At 66.2% G+C, this 22,182-nt stretch carries 20 protein-coding genes; 13 read left to right on the top strand and 7 right to left on the bottom strand.

Translation table 11 applies throughout. The features are described 5' to 3' along the window. Positions 1-15: 15 nt before the first annotated feature. Entirely contained in the window at positions 16-813 is a 798-nt protein-coding gene (locus EV665_RS00955) for a LytTR family DNA-binding domain-containing protein (protein ID WP_133032753.1), read from the top strand. A gap of 88 nt (positions 814-901) precedes the next feature. After that, the gene (locus EV665_RS00950; RefSeq protein ID WP_133032752.1) at positions 902-1,933 is read left to right on the top strand and encodes a zinc-dependent alcohol dehydrogenase family protein; all 1,032 of its coding nucleotides are present in this window, start codon (positions 902-904) and stop codon (positions 1,931-1,933) included. On the opposite strand, the gene EV665_RS00945 is transcribed toward EV665_RS00950, so the two are convergent. After that, complete coding sequence (locus tag EV665_RS00945) at positions 1,930-2,817, bottom strand: LysR family transcriptional regulator (protein ID WP_133032751.1); 888 nt, start codon at positions 2,815-2,817, stop codon at positions 1,930-1,932. The two genes, EV665_RS00950 and EV665_RS00945, sit on opposite strands and share 4 nt — an antisense overlap. Before the next feature lie 110 nt (positions 2,818-2,927). Between EV665_RS00945 and blaOXA the strand changes: the two genes are divergently transcribed. Next, the gene (gene blaOXA / locus EV665_RS00940; RefSeq protein WP_133032750.1) at positions 2,928-3,734 is read left to right on the top strand and encodes a class D beta-lactamase; all 807 of its coding nucleotides are present in this window, start codon (positions 2,928-2,930) and stop codon (positions 3,732-3,734) included. A gap of 150 nt (positions 3,735-3,884) precedes the next feature. Here the strand turns inward: blaOXA and EV665_RS00935 are convergent, their stop codons facing one another. Next, the gene (locus EV665_RS00935) at positions 3,885-5,066 is read right to left on the bottom strand and encodes an FAD-dependent monooxygenase (RefSeq protein WP_133032749.1); all 1,182 of its coding nucleotides are present in this window, start codon (positions 5,064-5,066) and stop codon (positions 3,885-3,887) included. A gap of 83 nt (positions 5,067-5,149) precedes the next feature. Between EV665_RS00935 and EV665_RS00930 the strand changes: the two genes are divergently transcribed. Further along, positions 5,150-5,725, top strand: coding sequence for a TetR/AcrR family transcriptional regulator (locus tag EV665_RS00930; protein WP_133032748.1), 576 nt, complete (start codon positions 5,150-5,152; stop codon positions 5,723-5,725). Positions 5,726-5,904: 179 nt separating this feature from the next. Continuing rightward, complete coding sequence (gene carB, locus EV665_RS00925; protein ID WP_133032747.1) at positions 5,905-9,387, top strand: carbamoyl-phosphate synthase large subunit; 3,483 nt, start codon at positions 5,905-5,907, stop codon at positions 9,385-9,387. A 262-nt stretch (positions 9,388-9,649) separates the two neighbouring features. Here carB and EV665_RS00920 read toward each other — a convergent pair whose 3' ends face one another. From EV665_RS00920 to EV665_RS00910, 3 genes are all read right to left on the bottom strand, one after another. Further along, positions 9,650-10,615 carry an SDR family oxidoreductase gene (locus EV665_RS00920; protein WP_133032746.1) on the bottom strand — a complete coding sequence of 322 codons (966 nt, stop codon included), beginning with the start codon at positions 10,613-10,615 and terminating at the stop codon, positions 9,650-9,652. Between the two features lie 11 nt (positions 10,616-10,626). Continuing rightward, complete coding sequence (locus EV665_RS00915; protein ID WP_064332579.1) at positions 10,627-10,983, bottom strand: hypothetical protein; 357 nt, start codon at positions 10,981-10,983, stop codon at positions 10,627-10,629. Positions 10,984-11,383: 400 nt separating this feature from the next. Then, a complete protein-coding gene (locus EV665_RS00910; protein WP_064330722.1) occupies positions 11,384-11,647 on the bottom strand; it encodes a hypothetical protein in 264 nt (87 codons plus the stop codon). A gap of 226 nt (positions 11,648-11,873) precedes the next feature. Here EV665_RS00910 and greA point away from each other — a divergent pair, with 226 nt between their 5' ends. From greA to fcl, 3 genes are all read left to right on the top strand, one after another. Then, complete coding sequence (gene greA / locus EV665_RS00905) at positions 11,874-12,350, top strand: transcription elongation factor GreA (protein ID WP_064330723.1); 477 nt, start codon at positions 11,874-11,876, stop codon at positions 12,348-12,350. Positions 12,351-12,367: 17 nt separating this feature from the next. Beyond that, positions 12,368-13,444 carry a glycosyltransferase family 10 domain-containing protein gene (locus EV665_RS00900; protein WP_245507629.1) on the top strand — a complete coding sequence of 359 codons (1,077 nt, stop codon included), beginning with the start codon at positions 12,368-12,370 and terminating at the stop codon, positions 13,442-13,444. A 128-nt stretch (positions 13,445-13,572) separates the two neighbouring features. Then, positions 13,573-14,505: a GDP-L-fucose synthase gene (gene fcl, locus EV665_RS00895; RefSeq protein ID WP_133032745.1), complete on the top strand. Its 933-nt coding sequence runs from the start codon at positions 13,573-13,575 to the stop codon at positions 14,503-14,505. A 25-nt stretch (positions 14,506-14,530) separates the two neighbouring features. On the opposite strand, the gene EV665_RS00890 is transcribed toward fcl, so the two are convergent. Next, entirely contained in the window at positions 14,531-15,262 is a 732-nt protein-coding gene (locus tag EV665_RS00890; protein ID WP_133032744.1) for a hypothetical protein, read from the bottom strand. A 114-nt stretch (positions 15,263-15,376) separates the two neighbouring features. Between EV665_RS00890 and EV665_RS00885 the strand changes: the two genes are divergently transcribed. Together EV665_RS00885 and EV665_RS00880 are read left to right on the top strand one after the other, a co-directional pair. After that, entirely contained in the window at positions 15,377-17,608 is a 2,232-nt protein-coding gene (locus EV665_RS00885) for a glycosyltransferase (protein WP_133032743.1), read from the top strand. Position 17,609: 1 nt separating this feature from the next. After that, entirely contained in the window at positions 17,610-18,569 is a 960-nt protein-coding gene (locus EV665_RS00880; protein ID WP_133032742.1) for a mitochondrial fission ELM1 family protein, read from the top strand. Positions 18,570-18,613: 44 nt separating this feature from the next. Here the strand turns inward: EV665_RS00880 and EV665_RS00875 are convergent, their stop codons facing one another. Beyond that, positions 18,614-19,081 carry an Lrp/AsnC family transcriptional regulator gene (locus tag EV665_RS00875; RefSeq protein ID WP_023516337.1) on the bottom strand — a complete coding sequence of 156 codons (468 nt, stop codon included), beginning with the start codon at positions 19,079-19,081 and terminating at the stop codon, positions 18,614-18,616. Between the two features lie 253 nt (positions 19,082-19,334). Between EV665_RS00875 and trxB the strand changes: the two genes are divergently transcribed. From trxB to EV665_RS00860, 3 genes are all read left to right on the top strand, one after another. After that, complete coding sequence (gene trxB / locus EV665_RS00870) at positions 19,335-20,309, top strand: thioredoxin-disulfide reductase (protein ID WP_133032741.1); 975 nt, start codon at positions 19,335-19,337, stop codon at positions 20,307-20,309. Positions 20,310-20,421: 112 nt separating this feature from the next. Further along, positions 20,422-21,318, top strand: a complete 897-nt coding sequence (locus EV665_RS00865; protein ID WP_064330727.1) for a LysR family transcriptional regulator VtlR — start codon at positions 20,422-20,424, stop codon at positions 21,316-21,318. Between the two features lie 502 nt (positions 21,319-21,820). Continuing rightward, positions 21,821-22,126: an ArsR/SmtB family transcription factor gene (locus EV665_RS00860; protein ID WP_064330728.1), complete on the top strand. Its 306-nt coding sequence runs from the start codon at positions 21,821-21,823 to the stop codon at positions 22,124-22,126. Positions 22,127-22,182: the final 56 nt, after the last annotated feature.

The raw sequence follows: 22,182 nt of genomic DNA, 5'->3' as shown, positions 1-22,182 counted from the left end.
CGGACGGAAAACTTCGTGGAACGCCCCCTCCTGCAATCGGCGCTTCGTGAACTGCAGGTCTTCCTCAGCGCCCCGCGCTTCTGGGCGACCTTCGGTGCAGTCGTGCTGATCTTCTGGGTGACCGGTCCCTATGGCACGGCCGAGCGGCTGGCGAGCGTGCCGCGGCTTGGCTTCTGGCTCGTGCTGCATGCCGTCGCTTGGGGCATCGCCGTCCTCGCCATCGTCACCGTCAACACGCTCTTCCGGCAGAGGGTGCCGGGCCTCCTCGCCCGCATGGCACTCGGCACGCTGGTGGCCGGCGTGCCGGTGGGGCTCGCGACCGAGGCCATCAGCCTGATGACCTTCGGCGGCACGCCCACCCCGGCAAGGATCGCCGAAAGCATCGCCACGGGGCTTCTCCTCTCGGCGCTGTTCTGCGCGCTCACCTTCATGACGATGGGCAGCAGGCAGGCCGAGGCGCTGTCCAACGCGCCATCACCGGCCGTGGCTTCGGAAGACCGGGCCGAAATCCCCCTGCTGCGTCGCCTCAGGCCGGAGAACCGCGGCCCCATTCTGCACATGACGGTCGCCGACCATTATACGCAGGTGACGACGAGCCGCGGCCGCGAGCTGATCCTGCTGCGCTTTTCCGATGCGCTGGCCGAATGCGGCGACACGCGGGGCCTCAGGGTGCACCGCTCGCATTTCGTGGCCGACGCCCATGTCGACAGGCTGCTGCGCACGGAGGGCCGGCTGGCGATCCTCCTGAAGGACGGGCAGGAAGTGCCGGTCAGCCGTAGCCGCGCCGAAGCCGTGCGCACCCGCTGGGGTTAAACTCTCGCAACCCGACGTGAAGACGGGCTGGCCTTGACCGGCCGCGCCGTTGCGGCTCCTATCTTCCGAAGGAGAACGGGAGGACGGCATGAAAGCGGCGCGGCTGGAGGCGATCGGCGAATTCTTCGTACGCACGGTGGAAAAGCCGGAGCCCGGCCCGGACGATCTTCTGGTCCGGATCGAGGCGGCCGGCATCTGCGGCACGGACCGCCACCTCTTCCACGGCGATTTTCCCTGCCGGCCGCCGGTGACGCTCGGCCATGAATTCTCCGGCATCGTCGAGGCCGTCGGCAAGGCCGTCATCGATGTCCATCCCGGCATGCGCATCACCGGCGATCCGAACATCCATTGCGGCCGCTGCGCGCAATGCCGGCGCGGCCGCATCAATCTGTGCGAGAACCTGCAGGCGATCGGCATCCACCGCGACGGCGGCTTTGCCGACTATGTGCTGGTGCCGCAGAAGCAGGCCTATCAACTGCCGCTCTCGCTGCCGCCGGAACACGGCGCCTTCTGCGAACCGCTCGCCTGCTGCCTGCACGGCACCGACATGGCCGGCATCGAACCCGGCAGCACCGTCGTGGTGCTGGGCGGCGGGGTGATCGGCATGCTGGTCGTGCAGCTCGCCCGCCTTGCCGGCGCGACCACCGTCATCCTCGTCACCCGTCAGGCCGTGCGCCGGAAACTCGCCGAGGCGATCGGCGCCACCCATTCCTTCGATCCGGGCAGTGGCAACACCGTCGACGGCATAGTGGGCAAGGACGGCCTGCTGCCCGGCGGCGCCGATGTCGTCATCGAATGCGCGGGCGTTGCCGAGACCGTGGCCGAGGCGCCGAAGCTTGCCCGCAACGGCGGCACGGTCGTCATCCTCGGCGTGCTGCCGCAGGGCGAGACGGTGGAATTCGAGCCCTTCGACCTGCTCTTCCGCGAGGTGAAAATCCTCACCTCCTTCCTCAATCCCTTCACCCATGGCCGCGCCGCGGCGCTGATTTCCTCCGGCACGATCAAGGTCGATCGCCTTATCTCCCGCCGTATCGGCCTCGACGACCTGCCGGACGCCGTCGCCAACCCGCCGCGGCCGGGCGAGGTGAAGGTGCTGGTCATGCCGGGCCTGAAAACCTAGCCCAGCCCCTCCTGCGCCACCGCCTCGGCCAGCCAGGCCGAAAAGGCGGCCATGGCGGGGGTGAGGCTGCGCGATTGCAGGCGGGTCAGCCAGTAGCTTCCGAGCGCAAGGCTCGTCTCGAACGGCTGGACGACTGCACCGGCCGCCAGAAGGCGTGAAAACATCAGCGGTGGGGCAAGGCCGACGCCGGCGCCCTGGAGCACGGCCTCCATCATGGCGAGCGAGGTGTCGAAGACGATGGCATTCTGCGGCGGCGGCGTGCGCGGCAGGCCGGCGGCCTCGAACCAGCGGGTCCACTCGTCGCGGCGGTAGGAGCGCAGCAGCGTCAGGCCGAGCAGGTCCGCCGGCTCCCGGAGATCGCGCGCGACAGCGGGGATGGCAAGCACGGAGAGCGGCGCATCGAAGAGCCGCATCGCATCCGTGCCGTGCCAGGCGCCGGCGCCGAAGCGGATGGCGAAGTCGAGCCCCTCGGCGGCAAGGTCGACGCGGTTGTTGTTGGTGGACAGCCGCACCTCCACGAAGGGATGGCGCTCGCGGAACGCGGCAAGCCGCGGCAGCAGCCAGCCGACGGCGAAGGTGCCGACGGCGCCGACCGTCAGGATCTCCCGCACATGGCCGCCGCGAAAGCGCTCCACCGCATCGGCCATGCGGTCGAAACTGTCGCGCAGCACCGGCAGCAGGCTCTCCCCCTCCGCCGTGATCATCAGCCCGCGCGGCAGGCGCTTGAAGAGCACGACGTTCAGTTGCTCCTCCAGGCTCTTGACCTGGTGGCTGACGGCAGCCTGCGTGACATTCAGCTCGATCGCCGCCCGCGTGAAGCTGAGATGGCGGGCGGAGGCCTCGAAGGCGCGGAAGGCGTTCAGCGGCAGATATGGCCGAACCATGGCAAAGCCCCAATTTTCCTAATGGCTGAGACCAGTATTGATCTTTTGCCAGCGCATCAAAGCACTGCTATCCAGAATGCACAAGCCATTCAAATTTCGAGGAAAACGTGATGGACATGCGTCTTTTCGCGGCCGGCATCCTGCTGGCCGCAGGCTTCAGCGCGCCGGCCGAGGCCCGCATTATTTGTACGATCGTCGCCGATGCGGCGAGTGATGAGGTCATCCTGGAAAAGGGAGACTGCGAAAGCCGCGTGACGCCCGCCTCCACCTTCAAGGTTCCGCTCGCCGTGATGGGCTACGATTCCGGCTTCCTGGAAGACGCGGGCGAACCGGTCCTGCCCTTCATGAAGGGCGATCCGGACTGGGGCGGCGATGCCTGGCGCCAGCCGGCAACGCCGAAGCGCTGGATGGAGTTTTCCATCGTCTGGTATTCGCAGCGCATCACCGCATTTCTCGGCTACGAGCAGCTACGCGACTATGCCGATGCCTTCGGCTACGGCAATGCCGACATGGCGGGCGATCCGGGCAAGGACAACGGGCTGGAGCGCGCCTGGATCGCCTCCTCGCTGAAGATCTCGCCGCGCGAACAGGTGGCCTTCCTGAAGAAACTGGTGAACCACGAACTGCCGGTCTCCGCCGACGCGATGGACCGGGCGATGGAAATCCTCGAGCGGCGCGACCTTGCCGACGGCTGGCGCGCGCAGGGCAAGACGGGCATGGCCTATCCCCGCAAGGCCGACGGCAATTTCGACTATGCCCGGCCGTGGGGCTGGTATGTCGGCTGGGCCCGCCGCGACGACCGCACCGTCGTGTTCGCCCGGCTCATCCAGGACGAGAAGAGGCAGGAACCGCGCACGAGCCTGCGCGCGCGGGACAGCATCCTGAAGGAGCTGCCGGGGCTTCTGGCGACGGAGTAATGGGCAGGCGCGGCAGGGCACGGCCCTTCACCTGCCTGCCGGCATCTTCTCCCCGCAAGCGGGGAGAAGAGCGATGGGCTCGCCGTTTTCCCCTTCTCCCCGCTTGCCGGGAGAAGGTCCCGGCAGGGGGATGAGGGGCATGCACGCAGTTCAGCGTCGGGGAACCATCCCGAGCCCCTTGCGGGCGAGGCCGGAGAGGTTGAGCGCCAGCTTGCGGCGAAAGACCGGCGATGCGCCGAGAAGGCGAAGGACGAGGTTGCGCAGGATACGGCCGACAGTGCTGCGCATGGTCGCGATCCGCGTCAGGCGGTCGGCGAGGTCCAGGACCTCGACCGCGGCGGGGCGGCGTTTCTCCTCATAGAGGTCGAGCGTCGTGTCCGGCGCCCTGCCGGCGATGACGTCCGCCAGCAACTGTCCCAGCACGACGGCATCGACAAGCCCCGTATTCATGCCCTGCCCGCCGGCCGGGCTGTGCACATGGGCGGCATCGCCCATGACGAAGAAAGGACCGGAGCGGTAGCGCGCGGCGACGCGGTGATGCACGCGAAAGCGCGAACTCCAGAGGACCTCGCGCACGCGACCCGGCGACTTGCGCGGGCCGCGGGCATCGAGCAGCGCCTGCACGAAGGCTGTATCCGGCGCTTCGGGCGCATCCTCGACGGGTGCCACGATGCGGTAGCGATTTGCCGGCAGCGGCGCTACGACGCCCATGCCTTCCGGCGAGAAGAACAGCGTCACCTCCGTGCTCAGAGCCCAGTCCATATGGACATCGGCAAGCACGAAGGAACCGGCATGGCTCTCGCCGTCGAAGGCGATGCCCGCGGCCTCGCGCACGACGCTGTGCATGCCGTCGCCGCCGACAACATGGCGGGCGCGGATGGCCTGCGGCCCCTCCGGCGTCTCGACATGGACCACCGCCCCCGCCGCATCGCGCTCGATCCGCGTCGCCGTGACGCCGCGCGCGACGGAGCCGCCGAGGCTCGCCAGCCGGTCGGCAAGGATCGCCTCGGTCTCGTCCTGCGGGATCATCAGGATCTGGGCATAGCGCGACGGCAATGTGGAGAAGTCGAGTTCCAGCAGCGCCTTGTCGTGATCGCGCAGGGCGAAGCGGGTGAGCGGCAGCCCAAGGCGCTCAAGGTCGTCGGTGACGCCGAGCCGTTCCAGAACCTCCAGCGTGTGGGCATGAATGACCGCGGCGCGCGAGGTGTTCTGGCCGGCCGCAAGGCGGTCGATGATGACGGGCCGCACGCCCGCCTGTTGCAGGGTGACGGCCAGCGCAAGGCCGGTCGGCCCTGCCCCGACAATCAGCACATCGGTTTCCTGCGGCAGCATGGTTCGCACTCCAAAAAAATCAACATTTGTTGACTTTTATGCCGGCCACTTGAATTTGTCAACACGTGTTGGCATTTTACGCCATGACCGATTCCCCCGCGAAGAAAACCAAGTCCGACCGTACCCGCGAGGCCATCCTCGAAGCCGCGCGGCTGCTCTTTGCGCAAAAGGGTTATGACGGCACGACGGTGCGCGACATCGCCGCCGCCGCCGCGATCGATCCGGCCATGGTGATCCGCTACTTCGGCGGCAAGGACGCGCTGTTTGCCCGCGCGGCGGATCTCGATCTGCGGCTGCCCGACCTCACCACCCTTCCCCGCCACGCAGTGGGCGAGGCGCTGGTGCGGCACTTCCTTACGGTCTGGGAAGGCGACGGCGGCACCATCGGCCTGCCGATCGCCCTGCGCTCGGCCGCCTCGAACGATCTTGCCGCCGCGCGGCTGCGCGAGATTTTCGCGACCCAGGTCGCCCCCGCCATCGCACGGCTTGCCGGGCCGGATGCGCCCGCCGTCGCCGGCCTCGTGGCGACGCAGATCCTCGGCCTTGCCTTCACCCGCTACGTGCTCAGGCTGCCGCCGGTCGTGGCGCTGCCGCGCGAGCGCATCGTCGCGGAAGTCGGCCGCTCGATCCAGGCCTATATCGACGGCGCACGGCCCTGAGGCAGCCCATGGGACGGGCCAACATATTTCCTGTCGATTGGTCCATTTTCGGGGTTCCGCTCGCCTCCGCATTTGCCTATAAGCCGCTTCTAGCCTTGAAAGACCTTTTTTGCGCGCCCGGCCGGTGAACCCATCACCATGGCCGGTTTTTCGCGCACGCGGATAGATCGGATAGAGAGATGCCCAAGCGCCAAGATTTGAAATCCATCCTCATCATCGGCGCGGGGCCGATCGTCATCGGGCAGGCCTGCGAATTCGACTATTCCGGCACCCAGGCCTGCAAGGCGCTGAAGGAGGAAGGCTACCGCGTCATCCTCGTCAACTCCAACCCGGCGACGATCATGACCGATCCGGGCCTTGCCGACGCGACCTATGTCGAGCCGATCACCCCCGAGGTCGTCGCCAAGATCATCGCCAAGGAGCGCCCGGACGCCCTGCTGCCCACCATGGGCGGCCAGACGGCGCTCAACACCGCCCTCTCCCTGAAGCGCATGGGCGTGCTCGACCGCTACAATGTCGAGATGATCGGCGCCAAGCCGGAAGCCATCGACAAGGCCGAGGACCGCGCGCTCTTCCGCGAGGCCATGGCGAAGATCGGCCTCGAAACGCCGAAATCGATGCTCGCCAATGCCACCGAGATCAAGGAACAGGACCGCAAGATCCACGAGGCCCAGCGCGCGAAGCTCAAGGCCGAACTGTCCGGCGATGCGCTCGACAAGGCGCTGGACGAGCTGGAAAACCAGTGGAACCTCGGCGAGACCGACCGCAAGCAGCGCTACATGAGCCACGCCATGGCGGTCGGCGCGCAGGCGCTCGACGTGATCGGCCTGCCCGCGATCATCCGCCCGTCCTTCACGCTGGGCGGGACCGGCGGCGGCATCGCCTACAACCGCTCGGAATTCTTCGAGATCGTCAACTCCGGCCTCGACGCCTCGCCGACGACGGAAGTGCTGATCGAGGAGTCGGTGCTCGGCTGGAAGGAATACGAGATGGAGGTCGTCCGCGACAAGGCGGACAACTGCATCATCATCTGCTCGATCGAGAACATCGACCCGATGGGCGTGCATACGGGCGACAGCATCACCGTCGCCCCGGCCCTGACGCTCACGGACAAGGAATACCAGATCATGCGCAACGCCTCGATCGCGGTGCTGCGCGAGATCGGGGTGGAGACCGGCGGCTCGAACGTGCAGTTCGCCGTCAACCCTGCCAATGGCCGCCTCGTCGTCATCGAGATGAACCCGCGCGTCTCGCGCTCCTCCGCGCTCGCCTCCAAGGCCACCGGCTTCCCGATCGCGAAAATCGCGGCGAAACTCGCCATCGGCTACACGCTCGACGAGTTGGAGAACGACATCACCGGCGGCGCGACCCCGGCCTCCTTCGAACCGTCGATCGACTATGTCGTGACGAAGATCCCGCGCTTCGCCTTCGAGAAATTCCCCGGCGCCGAGCCGACACTGACCACCGCCATGAAGTCGGTCGGCGAGGTCATGGCCATCGGCCGCACCTTCGCCGAATCGCTGCAGAAGGCGCTGCGCGGCCTTGAAACCGGCCTCACCGGTCTCGACGAGATCGAGATCCCGGGCCTTGGCGACGGCAACGACAAGAACGCCATCCGCGCCGCCATCTCCACGCCGACGCCGGACCGCCTGCGCATGGTCGCCCAGGCACTTCGCCTCGGCCTCACGCTGGAAGAGGTACACGAGGGCTCGAAGATCGATCCGTGGTTCCTCGAACAGTTCAAGGCCATCGTCGACATGGAGGCCCGCATCCGCGAGCACGGCCTGCCGCAGGACGCCGAGAACCTGCGCATGCTGAAGGCCATGGGCTTCTCTGACGCCCGCCTTGCGACTCTCTCCGGCAAGCGCCCGAAGGAAGTCGCGGAACTGCGCAACGGCCTCGACGTGCGCCCGGTCTTCAAGCGCATCGACACCTGCGCCGCCGAATTCGCCTCGCCGACCGCTTATATGTATTCGACCTACGAGACGCCCTTTGCCGGCGCCACGCGCTCGGAAGCCGGCATTTCGGATCGCAGGAAGGTCGTCATCCTCGGCGGCGGGCCGAACCGCATCGGCCAGGGCATCGAGTTCGACTATTGCTGCTGCCACGCCGCCTTCGCGCTGAAGGATGCCGGCTATGAGGCGATCATGGTCAACTGCAACCCGGAGACCGTCTCGACCGACTACGACACTTCCGACCGCCTCTATTTCGAGCCGCTGACGGCCGAGGACGTCATCGAGATCCTCAAGGCCGAGCAGACCAACGGCGAGGTCGTCGGCGTCATCGTGCAGTTCGGCGGCCAGACGCCGCTGAAGCTCGCCGAAGCGCTGGAAAAGAACGGCATTCCGATCCTCGGCACCGCGCCCGACATGATCGACCTTGCCGAAGACCGCGACCGCTTCCAGAAGCTCCTCCAGAAGCTCGACCTTACCCAGCCGAACAACGGCATTGCCTATTCGGTCGAACAGGCACGCCTCGTCGCCGGCGAGATCGGCTTCCCGCTGGTCGTGCGCCCGTCCTACGTGCTTGGCGGGCGCGCCATGCAGATCATCCATTCGGAAGGCCAGCTCCAGACCTACCTGCTCGACACGGTGCCGGAACTGGTGCCGGAAGACATCAAGCAGCGCTACCCGAACGACAAGACCGGCCAGATCAACACCCTGCTCGGCAAGAACCCGCTGCTCTTCGACAGCTACCTGTCGAACGCGGTCGAGGTCGACGTCGATGCGCTGTGCGACGGCAAGGACGTCTTCGTCTCCGGCATCATGGAGCATATCGAGGAGGCCGGCATCCATTCGGGCGACTCGGCCTGCTCGCTGCCGGTTCACACGCTCTCCAACGAGATCGTCGACGAACTGGAACGCCAGACGAAGGCGCTGGCCAAGGCGCTGAATGTCGGCGGCCTGATGAACGTCCAGTACGCCATCAAGGACGGCACGATCTATGTGCTCGAAGTGAACCCGCGCGCCTCGCGCACGGTGCCCTTCGTGGCGAAAACCATCGGCGCGCCGATCGCCAAGATCGCCGCCCGCGTCATGGCCGGTGAAACGCTCGATGCCGCGATTGCCGCCTATGGCGAGAAGCCGGACCCGCGCAACCTGAAGCACATCGCCGTCAAGGAAGCCGTGTTCCCCTTCGCCCGCTTCCCGGGCGTCGACACGCTGCTTGGGCCCGAAATGCGCTCGACCGGCGAGGTCATCGGCCTCGATACCGATTTCGCGCTCGCCTTCGCGAAGTCCCAGCTCGGCGCCGGCGTCGACCTGCCGCGCGAAGGCACGGTCTTCGTCTCGGTGCGCGACGAGGACAAGGAGCGCGTCCTGACCGCCGTGCGCCTCCTGACCGAGATCGGCTTCAAGGTCATGGCAACCTCGGGCACCGCCCGCTTCCTCGCCGAAAAGGGCATCGAGGCGACCAAGGTCAACAAGGTGCAGGAAGGCCGCCCGCATGTCGAGGACGCCATCCGCAACCGTCAGGTCAGCCTCGTCATCAACACGACGGACAGCAACAAGGCGATCTCGGATTCGAAGTCGCTGCGCCGCGCCGCGCTGATGCAGAAGGTGCCCTACTACACGACTATGGCCGGCGCCGAAGCCGCCGCCCAGGCGATCAAGGCGCTCAAGCAGGGCCAGTTGGAAGTGCGGCCGCTGCAGGCCTATTTCTGAGGCCCTTCGCCTCCTCCCGCCATGCTCGTCCGCCGGGCATTTACGACTGCGGGTGCCGCGTGGATCCTCGGGTCAAGCCCGAGGATGACGTCGGCGGGTGGGGGAAGGTTACCATCAATCCGGGCCGGGCGGTGACGCCTCCGGTTCCGTTTGACAACTGTCTCCCCCCTGAACGTCATCCTCGGGCTTGACCCGAGGATCCACGCGGCACCCGCGGGCCTGGCCCGACATGACGCAGGAGGGGGCGGAGGCTTTTTCACGCTCAATAACCACCGATGATCGGCAGCACCTCCCCCGTTATGTAGCTGGAGCATTGCGGGGACGCGAGGAAGACATAGGCGGGCGCCAGTTCTTCCGGCTGGGCGGGGCGTTTCATCGGCGTGTTCGCGCCAAACTTCGCGACGTCCTCGGCCTGCTTGTCCGACGGGTTGAGCGGCGTCCAGACCGGCCCCGGCGCGACGGCGTTGACGCGGATGCCGCGATCGACCAACTGGCTTGCCAGCGAGCGGGTGAAGGCGTGGATGCCGCCCTTGGTCATCGAATAGTCGAGCAGCGCCCTGGAACCTTCAAGGCCGGTGACGGAGCCGGTATTGATGATCGCCGAGCCCGGCTCCAGATGCGGCACCGCCGCCTGGGCCATGAAGAAATAGCCGTAGAGATTGGTCTTCAGCGTCTCGTCGAAATGCTTTTCCGAGAGGTCGAGGATATCCTCCGCATGGACCTGGAAGGCGGCGTTGTTGACGAGGATGTCGAGCCGGCCGAGGTCCTTCACGGTGCATTTCACCGCCTGCGCGCAAAAGGCCTTGTCCTTGACGTCGCCGGAAAGCGCGATGCAGCGCCGGCCCTCCGCCTCGACGGCGGCGATCGTCTCCTTCGCATCCACCCCTTCGGCGAGATGGCAGATCGCGATGTCCGCCCCTTCACGCGCGAAGAGCACGGCGACCGCCCGGCCGATGCCGGAATCCCCGCCGGTGATCAACGCCACCTTGCCCTTCAGCTTTTCCGATCCCTTGTAGAACGGCGCGTCGTACATCGGCGCCGGATCGAGTTTGGCCTCCTGGCCGGGTTTCGGCTGGTGCTGTTTGGGAAAGGGCGGCACGGGATAGGTGCGCGCGCCGGCCTGCATGGCCTTCGGTGCCTTCTGTGCGCCCTTGCGGTCGGCCTTGGCCACCTCGTCCTGGATGTCACGCTGTTTTGCCGCCGTGCGGGCGGATTGGCTGGGACTCATCGTCGGCCTCCTCACAATTCGGTTGGGCGGATATTGTCGACACGCACGGTGCCGGCGACGACTTCGCGCGGGCCTTCCACCGGATAGGACGGATCGGTCTCGTCGACGACGGTGTAGAGCTTCTCGTTGCGGAAGGCGCTCGACGACGTGGTGGAATTGCCGTCGGCCGGCAGCGCGTCGATCTCCAGGTAATCGAGCTCGGCCGCCGCGGCCACGACACGCGCATCGCCGCTGGAACGGGCGCGCACCACTACCTCGCCCTGATTCGGCGCAAGGTCCCAGTTCGTGTCCGAGGCACCGGCAAGCGGCACGAGGCGGTAGAGCTTCAGTTGCTCGGGATCGGAATAGTCGGCGACAGGGTCCGGCAAGTCCTGCCGCGGCGCGGTCTCGTCGAAGCCGGCCGACCAGTCGCTGGCCGGCGCCTCCGTGCCCGGCGGCGTGCGGTGCACCGTGGCATCGTCGCTGCCGGTGATGACGCGCGGCTTGGCGCTCGACACGCCGTCATTGTCGCGACCGGCCTGCGAGACGGCGAATTGCGGCACCGCGTCGGCCTCGATGATCGTCTTGCGACCCGTCTCGGCCGAGACGACGCCGTCGGCGCCGGACACGGTGCTGCGGGCAACCGGCACGACCTGATCGTCCTTTTCCTGGTAGTCGCCCGACGCCTGCCTGCGGCCCTCGTCGTGCAGCTTCTGGTCGCCCGACACTTCGCCGGCCAACTGTTTGAAATAGCCGGAAATCTTCTGCAACATGTTCATGGATTGGTCCTCACGTCCTGGTTTCGAGGCGGGCCATCGCAGCCTCCAGGATCGCCCGTATCTCGTCGTCGGCGATCTGCTGGGCGGCGAAGGCGGCATCGGGCTCGATGCCCGGATCCTCCTCGTGGTCAAAAACCGTCTCGTTGTCGCGCGCCATGGCAAGAAGCGCCTCGCGCGCCGCGGGAATGGCCGCCACCACCGAGATCAGCTCCACAAGCAGGCGCCGATGCGCGTTGATCCTGCCTTCCAGATGAATCGAATCTTGAATGGCCATGCACGCCTCCCGCGATATCGGACTAACCGGAACGCGGGCCGATTGTTCCCGTCCTTGTGGGCGCAGAGCAGCCTGCGGCGAAAAAACTGGCTTTCGGACGATGCAATCTGCTATAAGGGGCGTTCAAATGCTTTCGACGGTTCCGGGGATTCCTCTCCGGAGACCGTTTTCTTTTGCGTTCGCGCAGGCGGGAGCCTGGGCGGCGCGGGCTGAAGGACGGGATAAAATGGTTGAAAAGGTACCGATGACTCAGGGCGGTTTCGTCAAGCTGCAGGAAGAACTGCGCTGGCGTCAGCAGGAAGAGCGTCCGCGAATCATCGAAGCGATCGCCGAGGCACGCGCCCATGGCGACCTGTCGGAAAACGCCGAGTACCACGCCGCCAAGGAAGCCCAGAGCCACAACGAAGGCCGCATCACGGAGCTGGAAGACTTCGTCGCGCGCGCCGAGGTGATCGACCTTTCCAAGATGTCCGGCTCCAAGGTCAAGTTCGGCGCCAAGGTGAAGCTCGTCGACGAGGACACCGAGGAAGAGAAGGTCTACCAGATCGTCGGCGACCAGGAAGCCGATGTGAAGCAGGGCCGCATCTCCATCTCCTCGCCGATCGCCCGCGCGCTGATCGGCAAGGAAGTCGGCGATTCGATCGAAGTGAACGCGCCGGGCGGCTCCAAGGCCTACGAGATCCTCGCCGTCACCTGGGGGTGACGGACGCGGGGAGCCCCATGCTTTCCACGAAGAAGAACGGCACCGCCGCGACGGTGGTCAAGGTCATGGACCGGGTCAGCCGGACCCATGGCATAAGCCCCCTCGCCCGGCAGGTGCCGGCCGGCTTCTCCGCAGCGCGCGGCCTCGTCTTCACCTTCGATCCCGAGGCGCGCGACTACGATTGGCTGGTGGTCTACGAGAACCTGCCGTCGGCCGGCGGCGAGCGCCGCTCGATGCGGGTGGAAGAACTCGCCTGCGCCCCTGAAAACACCATCCTCTTCACCACCGAGCCGTCGGGCATCAAGATCTACGGCCGCGCCTTCACGCGGCAGTTCGGTCATGTGGTGACGAGCCAGGAACCCTTTGCGCTGCGCCATCCCGGCCGCATCTGGAGCCAGGCGGGCCTGCGCTGGTTCTATGGCGAAGGCAGCCGCCGCCTGATGACCGCCGACGAGATCGCCGGCCATTTTCCGGAAAAGACGAACGTGCTCGGCACGGTCTGCTCGACGAAGCGGCAGGGCCACACGCTGCATCGCCTGCGCTACGACTTCACGCAGGCCATGGCCGCCCGCATGCCTGATCTCGACGTCTTCGGCCGCGGCCACCGGCCGGTCGACGACAAGGCGGAATCGATCGATCCCTACAAGTACCATCTCGCCATCGAGAACCACCTCGCCCCGCACCATTTCACGGAAAAGCTGGCCGACCCCTTCCTCGGCCTGTCGCTGCCCTTCTATTTCGGCGCGCCGAACGCCGCCGACTATTTTCCGGCCGACAGCTTCATCCCCATCGACATCCGCAAGCCGGACGAGGCCTGGCGCATCATGCGCGAGGCGATCGACAACAACGAATATGAAAGGCGCCTGCCCGCCATCCGCGAGGCGCGCCGGCGCGTGCTGGAGGATCACAATCTCGTCGCACTGATCGCCGATGTGGTGGAGAAGAATGGCACCAGGCCGAAAGGCGACGGCAAGGCCGTGCTGAAAAGCCAGCGCGCGGCGCGGCGGGGCCATCCGCTGCTGACGGCCGGCGATTTCGTCTTCCGCGAGGCGCTTCACCTGAAGAATCGCATCGCCGGGCTGCTAAGGCGCTAAGACCTACAGCGCCCATCCTGCACGGTTGCTGCTTCAACACGGGTCGCATCGAGCACATCTATGAGGATCCGCACGAGCTTGCCCGCGAAATGATGCGGAAGGACTTTGCGGAAAAGGACCGTCTCTGAATGTACGATCTTGCAGGAAAACGCGTCTTCGTCGCCGGTCATCGCGGCATGGTGGGCAGCGCCGTCGCCAGACGACTGGCGGCGGAGACCTGCACGGTGCTGACCGCGTCGCGTGATGCGATGGACCTCGAGCGCCAGGCGGATGTCGAGCGCTTCTTTACGGCGGAGCGGCCGCAGGCGGTGGTGATGGCGGCGGCGAAGGTCGGCGGCATCCTCGCCAATGACCGCGAACCGGTGGAGTTCCTCCAGCGCAATCTCGCCATGGAGATGAACGTCATCAAGGCGGCGCACGAGGCCGGCGTCGAGAAGCTGCTCTTCCTCGGTTCGAGCTGCATCTATCCGAAATTCGCGGACCAGCCGATTACCGAGAGCGCGCTCCTTACCGGCGCGCTGGAGCCGACCAACGAATGGTACGCCATCGCCAAGATCGCCGGCATCAAGCTCTGCCAGGCCTATATGAAGCAGCACGGCGCCCGCTTCATCTCGGCCATGCCGACCAATCTCTACGGCCCGAACGACAATTTCGACCTTGCGACCAGCCATGTGCTGCCCGCGCTGATCCGCAAGGCGCATGAGGCGAAGCTGGCGGGCCTCGACCATGTGACGATCTGGGGCACCGGCTCGCCGCGCCGCGAATTCCTGTTCAGCGAGGATTGCGCCGATGCGCTGGTCTTCCTCCTCAAGCATTACGAGGACTACGAGCACGTCAATGTCGGCTCGGGCGAGGACATCGCCATTCTCGACCTCATGACACTCGTCGCCGAGGTCGTCGGCTTCGAAGGGCGGATCGAGACCGATCCCTCCAAGCCGGACGGCACGCCGCGCAAGCTGATGTCGAATGCCAAGCTGGCGGCGATGGGCTGGAAACCGGCCACGACGCTCCGCGAGGGCATTGCGCGCGCCTATCGCTGGTATCTCGACACCCTCGGATAATAGAGGCAGGCGCGCCGTCGCCGCCTCAGCGCCAGTTCTCGTCGATCCAGCGCGTCGGCCGGACGTGCTTGTAGGCCTTCTTCCACCAAGCCTTCACCGGCCATTGCCCGATCACGGCCTCGTCGGGATCGGGCTTGCCGGTAAAGGCGACGATGCGGGTGCCCGCGGGCAGCGGCACGTCCTTGAAGAAGTTCAGCGGCCAGCGCGGCAGGAGCGTGTGCTTGAAGCTGACGCACCATTCCGCCGGCCAGTAGGTCATGTCGTCGGCCGCGGCGGAAACGTAACGCTGCGAGATCGTGTGCGTGTCGATCTTGGCGTCCGGGTCGCGGACGAAGTCGTCGTAGATCTGCGTGTTGGTGCCGACCGTCCAGCGATAGACCGAGGTGTTGCCGATGCCCTGGCCGAGCTGCGTCCAGTTCTCGGCGATGCAGAACCGGCCGGGCGCGTAATCGAAGAAATCGTCGAGCGGCCCGGTGATAACCACGTCGAGATCGACGAACAGCACATCGCCTTCCAGATCAGCGAGCGGCGCCTGCCACAGCGAGATCTTGCGCCACGGCTTCCAGGCGACACGCTCGGGAATGGTGATCGGCGGTAGCGGGAAGACGGAGACCGCGGGATCGATGCCGTCGGCATCTTCCGTGAAGCAGACGAGCCGCGTCGGACGGACGGTGTTGCGCTTGATCATGGACCACAAACGGTTGACGTAATCCGCCGGATAGCGCGTGCCCCATTTCATGCATACGATCGTCTGCATCCGCATCATCTCCTCTGGACCGCGCCGATTGAGCGCCGGCGCCTCCATAGACCATATCGCCTGCCGGTGGTAGGAGTTCCGCGACCACGCTGCATTTTCGAGCCTCACTATCCCATGAACATCCTCATACTCACGCAATGCTTCCCGCCGGTCGTCGGCGGGATCGAGAACATGATGGGCTCGATGGCGCTTGCCCTGCAGGAGGGCGGCCACACCGTCACCGTGCTGGCGGACGGTGCGCCAGACCCCGCCGAAAAAAGCCGCCCCTACCGCATCGAGCGTTTCTCCGCCTGGAAACCGGTGCGGCGCTGGTGCAAGGCACACGAGGCTGCCCGCCTCGTGCGCACCGGCGCCTATGACCGCATCATCGCCGACACCTGGAAGAGCGTCGAAAACCTTGGCATAGACACCGTTCCCGTCACCGTTCTCGCCCACGGCATGGAGTTTCCCACAGCCCCCTCGCCGCGCAAGGCGCAGCGCATCCTGGCGGCCATGGCCAAGGCGAAGGACGTCATCGCCAATTCCAGCTTCACCGCCAGCCTTGCCGCGCCCTATGTGGCGGCGGGCCGGCTGCGCACCGTCACCCCCACCGTACCCGCGCAGGCGGCGGCCGATCCCGACCGGCTGGCAGCGCTGCGGGCAAGCCATGGCGAGGGGCTGCAGGTCGTCACGCTCTGCCGGCTGGAGCCGCGCAAGGGCGTGGACCGGCTCATCGAGGCCGTGGCGGCGCTGCATCCGGCCTATCCCGGCCTGACCCTGCACGTCGCCGGCGACGGCGCGGACCGCGCCCGGCTCGAAGCCCTTGCCAGGGACGCCGGCATTGCCGGCGCCGTCATCTTCCATGGGCGCGTGCCGGATGCGGAAAAGGCAGCTCTTCTGGAATTCGCGGACGTCTTCGCCATGCCCGCACGGCGCGAAGGCAACTCCGTCGAGGGATTTGGCCTCGTCTATCTGGAGGCGGCCTGGTACGGTGTGCCAAGCCTTGCGGGCCGCGAGGGCGGCGCGGCGGATGCCGTGCACGACGGCGAGACGGGGCTTCTGTGCGACGGCGCCGACCCGGCCTCGGTGACGGCGGCGCTGGACAGGCTGCTCGGCGACCGTGACTTCCGGCTCCGGCTCGGCGAGAATGCCGCCCGCCATGCCCGCCAGCAGACCTGGCAGCACAAGATCGAGGATTTCCTGATGCCCCCGCCGGAGGGTAAGACGACCGCCGGACCACGCGTCCTTCAGCTCCTTCCCGCGCTCGGCGACGGCGGCGTGGAGCGCAGTGCCGTGGAGATGGCCGGCCATCTCGGCGCGCTCGGCCTGCCGAACTGGATCGCCAGCGCAGGCGGCCCGCTCGTCGCCGCCGCGGAGGCCGCGGGCGCCAGGCACGTCACGCTGCCGGTCGGAAAGAAATCGCCGTTTTCCGCCATCTCGGCTGCGCGGGCCGTCGCTCGGCTGGTCGATGCCGAGGGCATCGACATCATCCATGCCCGCAGCCGCGTGCCGGCCTGGGTCGGTCTTCTCGCCCGCCGCCTGGCGCGGCGGCCGGTGCATTTCGTCACGACCTTCCATGGCGTCTACAGCCACGGCAACGCCCTGAAACGCTTCTACAACAGCGCCATGCTGCGCGTGCCGCTGGTCATCGCGAATTCCGGGTTCATTCGTGACCACATCGTCGCCGTCTACGGCTTTCCGCAGGCGCGCGTCGTCGTCGCCCCGCGCGGCGTCGAACCCGATCTCTTCGATCCCGCCCGCGCCCCGGCCGAAACACGGTCAGCCTTGCGCAGCGAACTCGGCGCCACGGAAATAGGCCCGCTGGTGGTGATGGTCGGCCGCGTGACGCGGTGGAAGGGCCACGCCGTGCTGCTGGAGGCCGCCGCCCGGCTCGATCGTCCCGATCTTCGCCTCGCCTTCGTCGGCGGCGGCTCGGACGCGCTGGTCGCCGAACTCCAGCGCGACATTGCGCGCCTCGGCCTTGACGGCCGCGTCACCTTTACCGGCAGCCGGCGGGATATTCCCGCCGTTCTCGCCGCCGCCGACCTTGCGGTTTCTGCCTCGACGGATCCCGAGGCCTTCGGCCGCGCCGCAATCGAGGCGCAGGCGATGGGCACGCCCGTCATCGCCACCGATCACGGCGGCAGCCGGGAGACGGTGCTGCCCGGCAGGACCGGCTGGCTCGTGCCGCCCGGCGACGCCGCGGCCCTCGCCGCCGCGCTGGAAGAAGCCCTTTCCGATCCGGGCCGCCTGAAGGCCATGGGCGCGAACGGCCGGGAGCATGTGCTGGCAAACTTCACCACCCGACAGATGCTGGAGAAGGAGTTTTCCGCCTATGAACGGCTGATGGCGGAGCCGCGGCGCTGAGATGGCGAAGGGCGCCGCTCCCGTCGTCTGGGTCCTGACGGACGGCAAGGCCGGCGACGAGCAGCCGCTGATCGGCCTTGCGGAAGCCATGGGCGTGCTACCGGTCCTGCGACGGGTGGCGCCGCGCCGCGCCTTCACCTGGCTGATGCCCTGGGGGCCGATCGACCCGCAGGACGCGCCGGGGAAGGCCGGCTCGCCGCTCGCCCCGCCCTTCCCCGACATCTGCCTTGCCACGGGCCGGCGGGCGGTGCCCTATCTGCGCCGGCTGAAGGCGCTCGCCCCCGCAACCTTCTGCGTGTTCTTCAAGGATCCCCGGACCCGGCGGCACGGCGCGGACCTCCTCATCGTGCAGCAGCACGACGCACCGCGCGGCAGGGCCGTCCTCGTCGTCACCACCGCCCCCAACCGGCTCCTGCCGGAGCGGCTGGCGGAGGCGCATGCCGCCTTTGCGGAGGTCCTCGCCCCCCTGCCCCGGCCGCGGATCGCCGTGCTCGTCGGCGGCAACGGCCGGCACCATCGTTTCACCGACGCCGATAGCGACCGGTTCCTGCGCGGCCTTGAAGCAAAGCGGGAGCAGGGCTGCGGGCTGATGATAACCACGTCGCGTCGCACGCCTGCCTCGCTCGCCAAGGCCTTGGCCGGGCTCGGCAATCGCCAGGGAGTGCATGTCTGGGACGGCACGGGGGAAAACCCGCTCCTTGCCTATCTGTCCTGGGCGGACGAGATCGTCGTCACTGCCGATTCGACCAACATGGTGGGCGAAGCGGCCGCGCTCGGCGTGCCCGTGCAGCTCTTCCATCCCTCCGGCGGCCATCCGAAGATCGACAGCCTCATTTCGGCCCTGTCGCGGCAGGCCGCCATCGGCCGGTTTCCGGAGGCGCCCGTGCACGGCCGCGGCAGCCCGGTCAATTCGACGCCCGGGCTGGCGGAGGAGATCCTGAAGCGCTGGAGGGCCAGCTAGAGTTCCGGCGCAATTCCGGGCGCAGAACCTTTGCTGATACGGCTCTAAAGCTCGACCAGCCCGACCTTCTTGACCTGGCGGATCGTCAGCATGGTGCGCACGGTATCGACCTGTGCATTGGCGGTCAGTTCCTCGATGACGAAATCCTGGAAGCGCGTGAGATTTTCGGCGACACAGTGCAAGAGGAAATCGCTGTCGCCCGAGACCATCCAGGCCTGGCGCACCATCGGCCATTCGCCGGTGGCAGCCGCAAAGGCCTTGAGGTTCGCCTCCGACTGGTGCTTGAGCCCGACCATGCAGAAGGCGACGAGATCATAGCCGAGCGCCGGGGCGTTCAGCATCGCGGTATAGCCCTCGATGATGCCCGCTTCCTCCAGCTTGCGCACCCGGCGCAGACAGGGCGGCGCGGAGATGCCGGCACGGGCGGCAAGCTCCACATTGGTCATCCGGCCATCGGCCTGAAGCTCCTTCAGGATACGGATGTCGATGGCGTCGAGTTCGGCACGAAACATGGGAATTATTGAAACCTTTCAGGGACGCGACCGGAAGTGACCCGAATCGCCGCATCAGCGCAACATTGTTACCGTAAGAGGCACAAATATGTCACGCGCCATCGCTTGTCTGTTGGCAAAGCCCCGCGCGCACTTGAAACTCACGGCGCTCCCTTCATAAATGATGGCTGAACAACGACACGCTGGCCGATCCCCTGCGCGCGGCCGCGCGGGAATTGGCCCATTGGGGCAGAAGCCCCGGAAGGAAACGACCATGTCCGCCCGTCACGTCAAGGTGCTGATCATCGGCTCCGGCCCCGCCGGCTACACCGCCGCCATCTATACCGCCCGCGCCATGCTGGAGCCGGTGCTGATCGCCGGCATGGAACAGGGCGGCCAGTTGATGATCACGACGGATGTGGAGAACTATCCCGGTTATGCCGATCCGGTGCAGGGTCCGTGGATGATGGAGCAGATGCTCAAGCAGGCGAGCCATGTCGGCGCCGAGATCGTCAACGACCTCGTGACCAATGTCGACCTCGACGTGCGCCCCTTCCGCATCTCCACCGACAGCGGCACCGAATGGACCGCGGACGCGCTGATCATCGCGACGGGCGCCAAGGCCAAGTGGCTCGGCATCGACACCGAGCACAAGTTCATGGGCTTCGGCGTCTCGGCCTGCGCGACCTGCGACGGCTTCTTCTATCGTGGCAAGGACGTGATCGTGGTCGGCGGCGGCAACTCGGCCGTGGAAGAGGCGCTCTACCTCTCCAACCTCGCCAGGACCGTGACGGTCGTGCACCGCCGCGACTCGTTCCGTGCGGAAAAGATCCTGCAGGAGCGGCTGTTCGCCAAGGAGAACGTCAAGATCGTCTGGGACCATGAGGTCGTCGAATATCTCGGCGCGGATCCCAAGCCGCCGATGCCCGCCTCCGTCAACGGCGTGAAGCTGCGCAACGTCAAGACCGGCGAGACGCGCGACATGGTGACGGACGGCGTGTTCGTGGCGATCGGCCACGCACCGGCGGTCGACCTCTTCAAGGGCAAGCTGCGCCAGAAGCCGAACGGCTATCTGTGGACGGCGCCCGATTCGACAGCGACGGACGTGCCGGGCGTTTTTGCCGCAGGCGACGTCACCGACGACATCTATCGCCAGGCGGTGACGGCCGCCGGCATGGGCTGCATGGCGGCCCTCGAAACCGAAAAATACCTTGCAGGTCATATGCCTGTCGCAATTGCGGCCGAGTAGAAGCCGCCAACAAAGGGCGGCGGGACAGCCCGACCGCCCGCGTGGGAACAGTTGAATCAGCGACCGGGCGGGAAGCACGCGCTCCCCGCCATAAAGACATATGGGGGTTAGAATGCCGCTGGATTGGGATAAGCTGCGGATCTTTCATGCCGCGGCCGAGGCCGGCTCGTTCACGCATGCGGCGGACAAGCTGCACCTGTCTCAATCGGCCATCAGCCGCCAGGTGAGCGCGCTGGAGCAGGATGTCGGCATAAAGCTCTTCCACCGCCATGCCCGCGGCCTCATCCTCACCGAACAGGGCGAGATCCTCTACCGCACCGCGCACGACGTGCTGATGAAGCTCGAAAGCGTGCGCGTCCAGCTCACGGAAAACACCGAAAAGCCGAGCGGCAAGCTGCGCATCACCACCACGGTCGGCCTCGGCCAGGGCTGGCTGACCGACAAGGTGCAGGAATTCCTCGCCCTTTACCCGGACATGCAGGTGCAGCTCATCCTCGACAACGAGGAGCTGGACGTGAACATGCGCCATGCCGACTGCGCCATCCGCCTGCGCGAACCGCAGCAGTCGGACCTCATCCAGCGTCGGCTCTTCACCGTGCACATGCACATCTACGCCGCGCCCTCCTACATCAACCGCTACGGCGAGCCGCAGTCGATCGACGATCTCGACAACCACAAGATCATCACCTTCGGCGAGCCCGCGCCGAGCTACCTGCTCGACGTCAACTGGCTGGAGATCGCCGGACGCGATTCGGACAACCCCCGCCCGTCCATCCTGCAGATCAACAGCCAGACCTCGATCAAGCGCGCCTGCCTGCTCGGCATCGGGGTCGCGATGCTGCCGGACTATATTGTCGGGCGCGATCCGGGCCTCATCCAGTTGCCTGTCAGCGCCGACATCCCGTCCTTCGATACCTATTTCTGCTATCCGAGCGAGATGAAGAACTCCGCGAAGCTCAAGGTTTTCCGGGATTTCATCGTCGCCAAGGCGCGCAACTGGAACTTCTGAGGAGGCGGATTCGCAAGGCCTGCGCCTCATGCATGGCTGGCATGCACATTAAATGATTGATGTGTGCCCACAAAACCATCATATCGCACGCAGCTGATGCACTTTGGTGGCTTTTTCCTCCCAGTGCCACCGCACCAGCTGTTCCCCTCTGGAGGTTTTATTACCTTCAAAACTATAAAGGGCCCAAGTTGATCTTGTGGCCCTCTTTTTTTGCCTTCCATTAACCAAAACAGATTTTTCAGCGTTTCTGCAAAACTTGGCACGCGTTTCTCTTGAAGAAGTGCGCCGCCTCTCCCATATTCGATTCAGCCAGCGCACCTGCGGTCTTTCTCCTCCCAGTGCCGCGCGTTGGCTGTTCCCCTCTGGAGGTTTCATACCTTCACACCTGCAGGGCCCGAGCTTCGCTTGTGGCCCTCTTTTTTTGTCGGGACCTCTTGCATCGGACAATGGCGAAACCAATATCGGAAATAACCGATATATCCATCGCCGGACCACGATAGACATGAGCCCGCTCGACACCGACGAAATCCTCAAGGCCCTCGCCCATCCCAAGCGGCTGGAGATTCTCGCCTGGCTGAAGGAGCCGCAGAGCCATTTTCCCGGCCAGGAGCACCCGCTGGACTTCGGCGTCTGCGCCGGTCAGATCGAAAAGCGCTGCGACCTCTCGCAGTCCACCGTCTCCGCCCATCTTGCCACCCTGCAGCGCGCCGGCCTCGTGACGACGCGCAAGGTCGGCCAGTGGGTGTTCTTCAAACGCGACGAAGACAAGATCGCGGCCTTTCTCCACCACATCAACGGCGCTCTCTGAGCAATTCCAGGAAAAGCGTGAAACGGTTTTCCGTCCGGAATTGCGAAAGACAAAGA

This window comes from Shinella granuli (assembly GCF_004341885.1).
GTDB classification, from domain to species: Bacteria; Pseudomonadota; Alphaproteobacteria; order Rhizobiales; family Rhizobiaceae; genus Shinella; species Shinella granuli.
This window is presented reverse-complemented; position numbering and strand designations above follow the sequence as displayed.

What these genes read in the sequence shown, in the direction of transcription:
- EV665_RS00950 (WP_133032752.1), top strand. Translation starts at nt 902, where the DNA reads ATGAAAGCGGCGCGGCTGGAGGCGATCGGCGAATTCTTCGTACGCACG.
- EV665_RS00945 (WP_133032751.1), bottom strand. Translation starts at nt 2,817, where the DNA reads ATGGTTCGGCCATATCTGCCGCTGAACGCCTTCCGCGCCTTCGAGGCC.
- blaOXA (WP_133032750.1), top strand. Translation starts at nt 2,928, where the DNA reads ATGGACATGCGTCTTTTCGCGGCCGGCATCCTGCTGGCCGCAGGCTTC.
- EV665_RS00935 (WP_133032749.1), bottom strand. Translation starts at nt 5,066, where the DNA reads ATGCTGCCGCAGGAAACCGATGTGCTGATTGTCGGGGCAGGGCCGACC.
- EV665_RS00930 (WP_133032748.1), top strand. Translation starts at nt 5,150, where the DNA reads ATGACCGATTCCCCCGCGAAGAAAACCAAGTCCGACCGTACCCGCGAG.
- carB (WP_133032747.1), top strand. Translation starts at nt 5,905, where the DNA reads ATGCCCAAGCGCCAAGATTTGAAATCCATCCTCATCATCGGCGCGGGG.
- EV665_RS00920 (WP_133032746.1), bottom strand. Translation starts at nt 10,615, where the DNA reads ATGAGTCCCAGCCAATCCGCCCGCACGGCGGCAAAACAGCGTGACATC.
- EV665_RS00910 (WP_064330722.1), bottom strand. Translation starts at nt 11,647, where the DNA reads ATGGCCATTCAAGATTCGATTCATCTGGAAGGCAGGATCAACGCGCAT.
- greA (WP_064330723.1), top strand. Translation starts at nt 11,874, where the DNA reads ATGGTTGAAAAGGTACCGATGACTCAGGGCGGTTTCGTCAAGCTGCAG.
- EV665_RS00900 (WP_245507629.1), top strand. Translation starts at nt 12,368, where the DNA reads ATGCTTTCCACGAAGAAGAACGGCACCGCCGCGACGGTGGTCAAGGTC.
- fcl (WP_133032745.1), top strand. Translation starts at nt 13,573, where the DNA reads ATGTACGATCTTGCAGGAAAACGCGTCTTCGTCGCCGGTCATCGCGGC.
- EV665_RS00890 (WP_133032744.1), bottom strand. Translation starts at nt 15,262, where the DNA reads ATGCAGACGATCGTATGCATGAAATGGGGCACGCGCTATCCGGCGGAT.
- EV665_RS00885 (WP_133032743.1), top strand. Translation starts at nt 15,377, where the DNA reads ATGAACATCCTCATACTCACGCAATGCTTCCCGCCGGTCGTCGGCGGG.
- EV665_RS00880 (WP_133032742.1), top strand. Translation starts at nt 17,610, where the DNA reads ATGGCGAAGGGCGCCGCTCCCGTCGTCTGGGTCCTGACGGACGGCAAG.
- EV665_RS00875 (WP_023516337.1), bottom strand. Translation starts at nt 19,081, where the DNA reads ATGTTTCGTGCCGAACTCGACGCCATCGACATCCGTATCCTGAAGGAG.
- trxB (WP_133032741.1), top strand. Translation starts at nt 19,335, where the DNA reads ATGTCCGCCCGTCACGTCAAGGTGCTGATCATCGGCTCCGGCCCCGCC.
- EV665_RS00865 (WP_064330727.1), top strand. Translation starts at nt 20,422, where the DNA reads ATGCCGCTGGATTGGGATAAGCTGCGGATCTTTCATGCCGCGGCCGAG.
- EV665_RS00860 (WP_064330728.1), top strand. Translation starts at nt 21,821, where the DNA reads ATGAGCCCGCTCGACACCGACGAAATCCTCAAGGCCCTCGCCCATCCC.